Consider the following 11699-nt stretch of genomic DNA (forward strand, 5'->3'; position numbering starts at 1 on the left):
ATATGGTATTTAACATAGTATTTAAATTTTTTTATTCTATTCATTTTTTTTATTACTAGTGCTTTAAAACGTATTTTAACATCTGTTGGAAAATGTATAACAAATTAGAAATTTTTGCAACCTTTTTTAGGTTATTTCTCCATTTAATCAAAAATCCCTTCTAAAATAGAGGATATTATTCGTCAATTTTTAATCGTGTAGGGGAATATACTTTAATTCTTCTAAGATGTCCTTTGCACTTGTAATTAGTTTTGCACCTTGCTGGATCAATTCATTCGTACCACCAGAGCAAGGATTAAATATGCTTCCCGGTAATGAAAATACATCTCTTCCTTCATGAACGGCATAATTAGCGGTGATTAGCGAACCACTTTTCCGCTTTGCTTCTATAATAAACGTTCCGGCGGATAAACCGCTAATAATTCGATTGCGGGCAGGAAAGTGCCACCTAAGCGGCTTGGTATCAGGGGGATATTCTGAAAGGACTAGCTGCGTTTGCATCATCTTAACAGCGAGAGGAATATTTTCTTTTGGATAAATATGATACAGACCTCCGGCAATTACGGCGATGGTCCTGCCGCCCAATTTTATTGTCTCTTCATGAGCAATGGCATCAATTCCCATAGCAAGGCCGCTAACAATCAAGATTTCTTGTTCTATCAACTCAGGAAAGATGTGCCTGATCGCATTTTTACCGTATGATGTGGCTTGACGAGATCCAACGACAGCAAGTTTCGGTTCTTTTTCTAAAAGGGACAAATCTCCCTTTGCATACAAGGCCCAAGGTGGTTGATATATTTCTTTTAAAGATTGGGGGTATTCTTTATCGAAAATGGTGATTACAGAAATATCATTGGTTTTATATTGACGAATTTGTTCATGGATCAATTCAGTTGGAATAGTAGGAAAGGTTAATGATGAAGACATTTGGCGAGTATTCGGTAGAGTTGGATTAGGAGGAAAGCTAGAATTTTGTGCTTGGAGTGAGGGGTCTTTTTTTAGTATTTGATAGACGGTATTCCAGGAAATGTTGGGGTAGTGCATTAATTGAATAAATTTTTCTTTAAACTCATCCATATGTTTAAAACCTCCATTTTTTAATTTTATGATAAATAGCCCCTCAAAATTTGAGGGACTATCTGTTCATACTAGTTGTATAAATTAGTTAGTTTTACACTTTTCGTATAAGCCTTTTTCTTTTAATACTTCTATTAAGGTTTCACCCATAACAGAAGGGGTGTCTGCAACTTTAATACCACATTCGTTCATGACGCGAATTTTTTCATCAGCGGTACCTTTTCCACCGGAAATGATGGCACCTGCGTGACCCATTCTTTTGCCAGGAGGAGCAGTACGTCCGCCAATGAAACCAACAACAGGCTTTGTCATGTTTGCTTTTACCCATTCTGCTGCTTCTTCCTCAGCTGTACCACCGATTTCACCAATCATGATGACCGCGTAGGTATCAGGATCTTCATTAAAGGCTTTTAAAACATCAATGAAGTTTGTTCCATTTACTGGGTCTCCGCCGATTCCGACAGCAGTCGTTTGACCGATACCAGCTTGTGTTAATTGATGAACCGCCTCATATGTTAAGGTACCAGAGCGGGAAACTACACCAACATGTCCTTTTGTATGGATATAGCCAGGCATAATTCCAATCTTACATTCATCAGCCGTAATCACACCAGGGCAGTTTGGACCAACTAAACGAGTCTTCTTGCCTTCCATGTAACGCTTAACCTTTACCATATCTAATACAGGGATGTGCTCTGTAATACAAATTACTAGATCTAGTTCAGCATCCACTGCTTCAATAATAGAATCTGCGGCAAACGGAGCAGGAACATAGATAACGGAAGCATTGGCACCTGTATCCGCAACAGCATCTCTTACTGTATTAAAAACAGGTACTCCTTCCACTTCTTGACCTGCCTTACCAGGTGAGGTTCCACCGACAATTTTCGTACCGTATTCTAGCATTTGCTTTGTATGGAAACGGGCAGTTCCGCCTGTAATCCCCTGAACAATAACCTTTGTATCTTTATTAATAAAAACGCTCACGTGAATTCCCCTTTCTTTTGATCCTATTTGACTAATGAAACAATTTTTTGTGCACCGTCAGCCATAGATTCAGCAGCAATAATATCAACGCTTGACTCAGCAAGAATTTTCTTACCCAAGTCAACATTCGTTCCTTCTAAGCGAACAACAAGTGGAACCGATAATCCAACCTGCTTAGCTGCTTCCACAACACCCTCAGCAATGACATCACACTTCATAATTCCACCAAAGATATTTACAAAAATACCTTTTACATTTGGATCTGAAAGGATAATTTTGAATGCTTCTGTAACTTTTTCAGCTGTTGCGCCGCCGCCAACATCAAGGAAGTTAGCCGGATCACCGCCGTAATGCTTAACGATATCCATCGTAGCCATTGCAAGGCCAGCACCATTAACCATACAGCCGATATTACCATCTAAAGCAATATAGCTTAAATCATATTTAGATGCTTCGATTTCTTTCGCATCTTCTTCTTCAAGATCGCGGTATGCCAAGACTTCTTTTTGACGGTATAACGCATTTGAGTCAAAGTTTAATTTTGCATCTAATGCCATAACCTTACCGTCACCGGTAACGACCAATGGATTAATTTCTGCGATTGAGCAATCTTTTTCAATATAAGCATTGTATAAGCCCATCATGAACTTAACAGCTTGATTAACTAACTCATTTGGAATATTAATATTGAAGGCAATACGACGTGCTTGGAAAGGCTGTAAGCCGATCGCTGGGTCGATTTCTTCTTTAAAAATTTTCTCAGGCGTTTTAGCGGCTACTTCTTCTATTTCAGTACCGCCTTCTTCAGATGCCATTAGGACAACACGTGAAGTAGCACGATCTAATACTAAACCAACATAGTATTCTTTTTTAATGTCACAGCCTTCTTCAATTAGGAGGCGTTTTACTTCTTTTCCCTCAGGACCAGTTTGGTGTGTAACAAGGGTTTTTCCTAGAATTTCACTTGCATATGTACGAACCTCTTCAAGGTTTTTCGCCACTTTTACACCACCGGCTTTTCCCCGTCCGCCTGCATGGATTTGTGCTTTTACCACACATACCTGTGTTCCTAGTTCTTTAGCAGCTTCCACCGCTTCTTCAACCGTGAATGCCACTTTTCCGTTTGGAACAGATACCCCAAATTGCTTGAGGATCTCTTTCCCTTGATACTCATGGATATTCATTTCCCATCCTCCTATCAAACTCTTCAAAAAATTGACTCCGTTTTCATTTTATATAATGATACAAACCTTGTCTAGCTTTTAATACTAAAATTATATTCATCTTTAAAATATTCAGAAAAGTAACCGGAATAGTAAGCGGTTTCATGGAGTTTTCTTTATTTTTAGTTTTTTGTACAATAATAAAAAACAGGCCAAGACCTGTTTTCACTTTTACATTATTATGCTGGTATAATCCTTAACAGGTGCAAAACTTTTTCGATGGTACGGAGTAATGCCAAATTTTTGGATTGCTAGTAGATGCTCTTTTGTTCCATATCCCATGTTTTGCTGAAACCCATAGACAGGGTAAGTAAGAGACAGCTTCTTCATGTACTCATCTCTTTCAACCTTCGCAATAATGGAAGCTGCGGCAATTGAGATGCTTTTTGCATCACCCTTAATAATAGATTCGGTCGGATACGGGGTTTCAAGCTTCATGGCATCAATCAATAAAAAATCAGGTTTAGGATTTAGAGAGGCAATGGCTGATTTCATAGCTTTTTTAGTGGCTTCATATATATTAATCTCATCTATTTCATCAGCAGGAATCATCGCCACACTGTACGCCAATGCCTCTTGTTTAATTATGGCCGCAAATTCCTTCCGTTTTTTTTCAGTTAGTTTCTTCGAATCATCAATCCCTGCTAAGAAAAAATCCTCAGGCAATATAACCGCAGCGGCTGTAACCGGGCCTGCAAGCGGTCCTCTGCCTACTTCGTCAACACCGGCAATGAAATGAAATCCTTGGGCACGGACCTTTCGTTCAAATTGATTCATCTCAAAGAACTTTTTTTGAAGGAGTTTTTCTTGCTCTAGTTGTTTTTTCCATTTGACCAAGCATTGCTGTACGCCTTTTCGGTCATCGTTTTCTAATTCAATAATAAAAGAGTCATCTTCTTTTAAAATAGCTGTGAGCTTTTCTTCAATTTGGGCAATCGAAAGCTTTTTCATATGTAGTCACCTTATCTATAAATTGAAAAAATCAAGCCCTCCCAAGGGAGAGCTTATTTTATAAGTTATTTTCCATAGGTACTGATATATCTTTTGGAGTTTCAAAAGACAGTGGTCCAAATTTCTCCGAACGAATTTCTCTGATAACTAATTCAGCTACCTTATCGTAGTCAACCAATCCTCCGCCCATTAAACACCCTCTCAGAGTTCCAATATGGTCGAACAATGCTACAACATCCTCAGGTATCCCTGTTAGCTTGTATCGCTCCTTTAAACGTTCTGGATAGGCCTTTTCTAAAAAGCGCAGTGAGTAAACGGTCAAATCCTGCAGGTTTAATAAGGTATCCTTGATTGCCCCTGTGATTGCCAGTTTCATCCCCACTTCTTGGTCCTCAAATTTAGGCCATAGAATTCCCGGTGTATCGAGCAGTTCTAATTCTTTTCCTACCTTTATCCATTGCTGCGACTTGGTTACTCCAGGAGTGTTTCCCGTTTTTGCAATGTTTTTCTTGGCTAGACGATTAATAAGAGTAGATTTACCTGCATTTGGAATTCCTACGATCATAGCTCGGATCGCTCTTGGTTTAACACCTTTTGCTTTCAGGCGATCAAATTTTTCTTTTAAGATTTCATTAGAAGCCTGGACGATATTTTTCATGCCCTCGCCTGCCTGAGAGTTGATAGCTAGTGCTTTTATTCCCTTCTCAGCAAAGTAAGCAATCCATTCTCTTGTAACTTCTCTATCGGCCATATCTGCTTTATTTAATAAGACTAATCTGGGTTTATGCTGGATAATTTCATCAATCATTGGATTCCTTGAAGAATAGGGAATTCTCGCATCTACCAATTCGAAAATAATATCAACCAGCTTTAATTTTTCCGTGACCTCTCTGCGAGCCTTGGCCATATGGCCTGGAAACCATTGGATCGTCAAAGTGCCACCTCCTTTTAAAAGCTTAAACTATTTCTCATTTACCGTAACAATGTGGGCATCTTTTAATGGCCAATAGACAACACTGGTTTTCCCGATGACCTTACTCATCGGAACAGTTCCAATATGTCTTGAATCCTTACTAAAGCGGCGGTTATCACCCATCACAAACAATTCTCCTTTAGGAACTGTTTTACGGCCAATTTTTTCTTCTAGAGTGAATGAACCTGTTAACGGACCATCTTCTACCTGTTTCTTATATTCATCCAAATAAGGCTCTTTATACGCTTTTCCATTGATATATAAGACGTCATCCTTATACTCCAGCGTATCGCCAGGAAGTCCAATTACCCGCTTTATGTAATCTTTTCCTTCAGGGGCATGAAAAACGATAATATCAAATCGCTTTGGTTCTCCAATTGTATAACTGAATTTATTCACAATCATCCTGTCCTGGTCTTTTAAAGTCGGCATCATGGATAGTCCATCCACTACGATTGGAGCAAAAAGAAAATATCGAATGACTGCAGCTAAGGCTACTGCAATCAATAACGCTTTTGTCCATTCCCAAAGTTCATTTTTCTTTTTCTCTTCCTTTTTTTCCATACTGTCCCCACCAATCACTATTAAAAAATGTCATATATATAGCCTATTTTACATAAGTTAAACTTATTTAACACGATGGGATGATTTTTTTAACCAAACTTTAATATTTAATTAAAGGATAAACGTTCGATACATATCATTTACCATAGAATTCCATGTTATGTATAAAAAAAGAGCCTGCCCGAGCAAGCCCTTTTTCTTTTTTCATATTATCGAATCTCTTTAATTCTAGCTTTTTTACCACGAAGGTTACGCAAGTAGTAAAGCTTAGCACGGCGAACTTTACCGCGGCGAATTACTTCAAGCTTCGCAATTTTTGGTGTGTGTACAGGGAAAGTACGTTCAACGCCTACTCCGTAAGAAACTTTACGTACTGTAAAAGTTTCGCTAATTCCACCACCACGACGCTTAATCACAACACCTTCAAATAACTGAATACGCTCACGAGTACCCTCGACAACCTTTACGTGTACACGTACAGTGTCACCAGGACGGAAGCTAGGAAGATCAGTACGAAGTTGTTCTTGTGTGATTTCTTTAATTAATTGTTGCATCGTTTTCAACTCCTTCCAACAGATGCTCTTACAAATCTACTTTCGATTACCTTGCAGCGGAACATCGTTATAAGACCACAATCTGAAAACCATCAGCTCTGAGTCACAAGAAGTATCATAACATAATTATAACGAGCCTGCAATATTACTCGTAATCTTTTTTTACTTCTTTCAGCCATTTTTCCTGTTCATCTGTTAGGGCAATTTTATCTAATAAATCAGGTCTTCTTAAAAGTGTCCGGCGTAATGCCTCTTTATTGCGCCATTCTTCGATTAGTTTATGATTGCCTGACAGCAGGACATCAGGAACCTTTAATCCCCTGAAATCCGCTGGTCTCGTATAATGGGGATGTTCTAGTAATCCTGTGCTAAAAGAATCTTTCTGATGAGACTCTTCATTCCCTAGTACTTCTGGCAGCAGACGGACAACACTATCCACCACGACCATTGCGCCTAGTTCACCACCAGTTAAAACATAGTCGCCAATCGATATTTCGTCTGTTACGACATGTTCCCTAATCCGTTCATCATATCCCTCATAATGACCGCAAATAAAGATCAAGTGCTCTTCTTTAGCTAACTCCTCGGCTTTTCGCTGCTCGTAGCGTTCCCCTTGCGGACAAAGCAGGATAACCCTTGGATTTTTACTAGCTGCTTGTTCTCTAAGAGATGCTACAGCGTCAAAAATTGGCTGCGGTTTAAGAACCATTCCGGCCCCGCCGCCATATGGGTAATCATCAACAGTAGAGTGTTTATTGTCGGCATAATCACGGAAGTTTACGACATTATACTGAACGGCAGATTTCTCTGCGGCCTTTTGTAAAATAGAATGACCGAAAACTCCGGAAAACATTTCCGGAAATAATGTCAAGATATCGATTTGCATCATGAAAGTAATCCTTCCATTGGATCAATAATGATGACTTGTTCTTTTACATCTACTTTCTTTACTACATCTTGTATATATGGGATTAGAATTTCTTTGCCGCCCTTTCCTTTCACAACCCAAACGTCATTTGCTCCAGGCGAAAGAATTTCAGTTACCTTACCAAGTTCTTCCCCTTTGGTAGTTGCAACCAGGCAGCCAATAATTTCATGATAATAGAATTCGTCTTCTTCTAACTCACCGAGCTGGGATTCAGGTACTTTTAAAATTCCTTCTTTGAATTTCTCTACATCATTAATGTTGTTGTATCCTTCAAATGTAAGCAGCTCAAAATTTTTATGTGTTCTGTGGGTTTTTACCGTTAGTTCAATCGGTGTTTTCGAGTTCGGCATAAATAGATAGAGAACATTCCCCGACTTATAGCGTTTTTCAGGGAAATCTGTTTTCGATACCACTCGAACTTCACCTTTAATCCCCTGAGTATTGACGATTTTACCAACATTAAACCATTTTTCCATATTACTTCACCTTCTATCTTATTTCCTTAATTACTCCGTCCTCGATAATGATGGAAACTTGACCAAACTTGTCGTCCCATAGGTCTCCAACATTTACTTCTACGAGGGCCTGAACTTCTCTTTCCTGTATTTCGCTGCCTAGTGGTAGGTTATGTAATTGTTCGGTTTGGAACTCAAGAAGCTTCATTTTTTCTTTACGAATTTGTATTTCTGTTTCGAACTTTTTCTTTAATGCCTCTGTAGAAAAATTTTTTGTTTTTTCCATTCGCTTTTGCTCGAATAAAAGCTGTTCGCTTTCCTTTTTCAGCTGTAGCATTTTCCCTCGGAACTTTTCGAAAAGCTGTTCCTTGCTTTTTTCCGTTAACACTTGCTTCACCACAACAGTTTGAATCAGCTGCAAAAAATCCGCCTCCCTGATTGAACTTTGAGAAATGTTCAGCTGCAGCGCCCCTAGGAAAAAATGAACTACTTTTTTCCCCGAGCAAGGCGCTTCCGCTTTTCGTATAGCAAAAAAGGGAGGAATGACTCCCTCCCTTTTATCTAGATGCAAAAAGCTATTCACCAATTTCTAGAAAAATTTTCTTTTGTTGTGATGATCCTGCTGCATAAACAACAGTTCTAATGGCCTTTGCAACGCGCCCCTGTTTCCCGATTACTTTTCCCATATCTGTTTTATTAACGGATAATTGATAAGTAATCCTAGAGTCATCTTCTACGACATCCACATGAACATCTTCTGGAAAATCAACAAGAGGCTTAACAATCGTCTCGATTAATTGTTTCATAATCGTTTAACAATTACTTGTTTAATTTTGCATTATGGAATTTTTCCATGATGCCTTGGTTTGAGAAAAGGTTACGAACTGTATCAGATGGCTTCGCACCGTCTTTTAACCATTTAAGAGCTAATTCTTCGTTGATGTCAACTAGTGCTGGCTCAGCAACTGGATTGTAAGTTCCAACTGTTTCAATGAAACGGCCATCACGTGGTGAACGAGAATCTGCTACAACAATACGATAAAAAGGAGTTTTCTTAGCTCCCATACGCTTTAAACGAATTTTTACTGCCATTTTAAATAAGCACCTCCGAATAGTTTCACACAAGATAGTATAATATCAATTCTTTTATAGTTTGTAAAGTGTTTTTTCTTTACAACCATTATTACCATTTTTTTTCAGCTTAAAACTTAAAAGGAAACTTAAATCCGCCCTTTTTCTTGCCTTTTAGCTGCATTCCGGACATTTGTTTCATCATCTTCTTCATGTCCTCGAACTGCTTTAATAGACGGTTAATTTCAGTTACTGGACGGCCGCTTCCTTTAGCAATTCTTTTCTTTCGGCTGGCATTTAGAATTTCCGGATTATTTTTCTCAGCCTTTGTCATGGATTGAATAATTGCTTCTACATGGGCAATTTGCTTTTCATCGATTTGAATATTATTCAAACCCTTGATTTTATTTGCACCAGGCATCATCTTCAACAATTCATCCAGCGGTCCTAAGTTTCGAACCTGGCCAAGCTGATCTAAAAAGTCCTCGAGCGTAAACGAAGCTGTCCGCATTTTCTGCTCTAACTCTTTTGCCTTTTGTTCATCCACATTGGCTTGTGCTTTTTCAATCAGTGTCAGCACATCACCCATGCCTAAGATTCTCGAAGCCATTCGTTCAGGATGAAACGGCTCCAATGCATCCATTTTTTCGCCAAGACCAACAAACTTAATCGGTGTCTGAGTTACCGCCCGAATAGACAAAGCCGCTCCTCCACGGGTATCACCATCAAGCTTAGTTAAGACGACACCAGTTAAACCAAGCTGTTCATTAAAGCTTTGTGCTACATTGACTGCATCTTGACCGGTCATAGCATCGACTACAAGGAAGATTTCGTCCGGTTTGGTTAGTTCTTTTATGTCCTTAAGCTCGTCCATTAAGGCCTCGTCAACGTGGAGTCGACCGGCGGTATCGATCAGAACATAATCATGATGCTCTTCTTTTGCTTTTGCAATGGCTTGCTTAGCAATTTCAACAGGGCTCACCTGATCCCCAAGCGAGAACACAGGCATATCCAACTGTTTACCCAAAGTTTGAAGCTGTTTGATTGCGGCAGGACGATAAATATCAGCTGCAACCAGCAAAGGTTTACGGTTATACTTTTTACGAAGTAATAGTGACAGCTTTCCCGTTGTCGTTGTTTTACCTGCACCTTGCAGCCCAACCATCATAATCACCGTCGGCGGGCGATTTGAAGCAGCAATCTTGCTATGTTCGCCCCCCATTAACTCAGTTAATTCCTCGTTAACGATTTTAATGATCTGCTGTCCCGGAGATAAACTTTGCAGAACCTCTTGCCCTACAGCCCGCTCACTGACCTTTTTAACAAAATCTTTGACAACCTTGAAGTTAACGTCCGCTTCCAGTAAGGCTAGACGTACTTCACGCATCATTTCTTTGACGTCCGCTTCCGAGACCTTTCCTTTTCCGCGGATTTTTTGGATTGTATTTTGCAGTCGGTCGGCTAATCCTTCAAACGCCATTTATGCCGCCTCCTAATCTAATTTCTCAAGCTCAGCAACCGTATTTAACAATACTGCTTTTGATGGGTTCTCCCCATTAAGCAATTCTTTCATGTCTCTGATTAGTCTTGTACGCTCTTGAAATTTCTGAAGTAATAACAGCTTTTCCTCATACTCCTCGAGCATTGCTTCTGTCCGTTTAATATTATCATAAACAGCTTGTCTGCTGACATCATATTCTTCAGCAATTTCTCCCAGAGAATAATCATCTAAATAATAGAGAGACATATAGCTTTGCTGCTTTGGAGTTAACAGCGAATAGTAGAAATCATATAGATAATTCATTCGCGTTGTCTTTTCAAGCATCATGCCAGTATTCCCTCCCATACTAATGTTAAGTGAAAAGCCTTTACAAAAGTAGTTTACAGGGTCATATCATATCTGTCAAGATAATACCTTTACAAGCTATTCTGATTTTTCTACTTGATCGGCAAATAACCCGTACACATATTTTTCTGCATCAAATTCTTGAAGATCATCCATTTTTTCGCCAAGCCCTACAAATTTAACAGGGATTTTTAATTCGTTGCGAATCGCCAGAACGATTCCGCCCTTTGCGGTACCATCCAATTTTGATAGAACAATCCCACTGACATTAGTTGCTTCTTTGAACGTTTTTGCCTGGATGAGTGCATTCTGACCGGTTGTTGCATCAAGAACTAAAATTACTTCATGCGGGGCACCCGGAATCTCCCGCTCAATCACCCTTTTTACCTTTTCTAACTCTTTCATTAAGTTCACTTTGTTTTGCAAACGGCCTGCTGTATCACACAATAAAATATCAGCATGACGTGATTTAGCTGCTTGAATGGCGTCATACATAACCGCAGCCGGGTCAGAGCCCTCTGCCTGTTTAATGACTTCTACTCCAACTCTTTCACCCCACACCTCGAGCTGTTCGATGGCACCAGCACGGAACGTATCTCCTGCTGCCATCAATACTTTTTTACCTTCACTCTTAAACTTATGACCAAGCTTGCCAATGGTAGTCGTTTTTCCAACTCCATTAACCCCGACAAATAATATGACGGTTAAGCCATCCTCCTGGATATTTAATTTCGATGATTGTTCTTCACCTGAATTATAAATATCGACAAGTTTCTCGGAGATAACACTTTGCACCTCTTGCGGGTCTTGAATGTTACGGCGTTTTACTTCCATCTTAAGATCATCAATTAACTGCATAACGGTATCGAAACCGACATCGGCCTGAATTAAAATTTCCTCTAATTCTTCAAAAAAATCTTCATCAACTTTACGATACCTGGCAACTAAATCATTTACTTTCCCTGAAAAACTGTCTCGTGTTTTGGTCAGTCCTTCCCTAAACTTTTCGGTTACAGAATCCGTGGACTTTGAAATTTTTTCTTTTAACTTTTTAAAAAAGCTCATGTTTT

General features: G+C 39.3%; 15 protein-coding genes. All 15 read right to left on the reverse strand.

The features are described from left to right. Positions 1 to 189 precede the first annotated feature (189 nt). Positions 190 to 1077 carry a DNA-processing protein DprA gene (gene dprA / locus V7266_RS09070; protein WP_335467570.1) on the reverse strand — a complete coding sequence of 296 codons (888 nt, stop codon included), beginning with the start codon at positions 1075 to 1077 and terminating at the stop codon, positions 190 to 192. Between the two features lie 84 nt (positions 1078 to 1161). After that, entirely contained in the window at positions 1162 to 2064 is a 903-nt protein-coding gene (sucD, locus tag V7266_RS09075; RefSeq protein ID WP_335467571.1) for a succinate--CoA ligase subunit alpha, read from the reverse strand. 23 nt (positions 2065 to 2087) lie between these two features. Beyond that, positions 2088 to 3248, reverse strand: coding sequence for an ADP-forming succinate--CoA ligase subunit beta (gene sucC / locus V7266_RS09080; RefSeq protein ID WP_335467572.1), 1161 nt, complete (start codon positions 3246 to 3248; stop codon positions 2088 to 2090). A gap of 210 nt (positions 3249 to 3458) precedes the next feature. Continuing rightward, a complete protein-coding gene (locus V7266_RS09085; RefSeq protein ID WP_335467573.1) occupies positions 3459 to 4238 on the reverse strand; it encodes a ribonuclease HII in 780 nt (259 codons plus the stop codon). A gap of 58 nt (positions 4239 to 4296) precedes the next feature. After that, on the reverse strand, positions 4297 to 5172 hold the full coding sequence (gene ylqF / locus V7266_RS09090; protein WP_335467574.1) for a ribosome biogenesis GTPase YlqF: 876 nt from the start codon (positions 5170 to 5172) through the stop codon (positions 4297 to 4299). Between the two features lie 27 nt (positions 5173 to 5199). Further along, on the reverse strand, positions 5200 to 5775 hold the full coding sequence (lepB, locus tag V7266_RS09095; RefSeq protein WP_335467575.1) for a signal peptidase I: 576 nt from the start codon (positions 5773 to 5775) through the stop codon (positions 5200 to 5202). 209 nt (positions 5776 to 5984) lie between these two features. Then, positions 5985 to 6329, reverse strand: coding sequence for a 50S ribosomal protein L19 (rplS, locus tag V7266_RS09100; protein ID WP_098528730.1), 345 nt, complete (start codon positions 6327 to 6329; stop codon positions 5985 to 5987). A 145-nt stretch (positions 6330 to 6474) separates the two neighbouring features. Continuing rightward, a complete protein-coding gene (trmD, locus tag V7266_RS09105; protein ID WP_335467576.1) occupies positions 6475 to 7218 on the reverse strand; it encodes a tRNA (guanosine(37)-N1)-methyltransferase TrmD in 744 nt (247 codons plus the stop codon). Continuing rightward, complete coding sequence (gene rimM / locus V7266_RS09110) at positions 7215 to 7733, reverse strand: ribosome maturation factor RimM (RefSeq protein WP_335467577.1); 519 nt, start codon at positions 7731 to 7733, stop codon at positions 7215 to 7217. Before rimM ends, trmD begins: the two co-directional genes overlap by 4 nt. A 13-nt stretch (positions 7734 to 7746) precedes the next feature. Continuing rightward, positions 7747 to 8133, reverse strand: a complete 387-nt coding sequence (locus V7266_RS09115) for a YlqD family protein (protein ID WP_335467578.1) — start codon at positions 8131 to 8133, stop codon at positions 7747 to 7749. Positions 8134 to 8287: 154 nt separating this feature from the next. Next, positions 8288 to 8518 carry a KH domain-containing protein gene (locus V7266_RS09120; RefSeq protein ID WP_335467579.1) on the reverse strand — a complete coding sequence of 77 codons (231 nt, stop codon included), beginning with the start codon at positions 8516 to 8518 and terminating at the stop codon, positions 8288 to 8290. 13 nt (positions 8519 to 8531) lie between these two features. Beyond that, positions 8532 to 8804 carry a 30S ribosomal protein S16 gene (gene rpsP, locus V7266_RS09125; RefSeq protein WP_101647415.1) on the reverse strand — a complete coding sequence of 91 codons (273 nt, stop codon included), beginning with the start codon at positions 8802 to 8804 and terminating at the stop codon, positions 8532 to 8534. A gap of 109 nt (positions 8805 to 8913) precedes the next feature. Beyond that, complete coding sequence (gene ffh, locus V7266_RS09130) at positions 8914 to 10263, reverse strand: signal recognition particle protein (RefSeq protein ID WP_335467580.1); 1350 nt, start codon at positions 10261 to 10263, stop codon at positions 8914 to 8916. Between the two features lie 12 nt (positions 10264 to 10275). Beyond that, positions 10276 to 10608, reverse strand: coding sequence for a putative DNA-binding protein (locus V7266_RS09135; RefSeq protein ID WP_335467631.1), 333 nt, complete (start codon positions 10606 to 10608; stop codon positions 10276 to 10278). Positions 10609 to 10707: 99 nt separating this feature from the next. Continuing rightward, entirely contained in the window at positions 10708 to 11694 is a 987-nt protein-coding gene (ftsY, locus tag V7266_RS09140) for a signal recognition particle-docking protein FtsY (RefSeq protein ID WP_335467581.1), read from the reverse strand. Between the last annotated feature and the right edge of the window lie 5 nt (positions 11695 to 11699).

Origin of the sequence: Neobacillus drentensis (assembly GCF_036965645.1) — a bacterium.
Lineage (GTDB): Bacteria > Bacillota > Bacilli > Bacillales > Cytobacillaceae > Neobacillus > Neobacillus drentensis_D.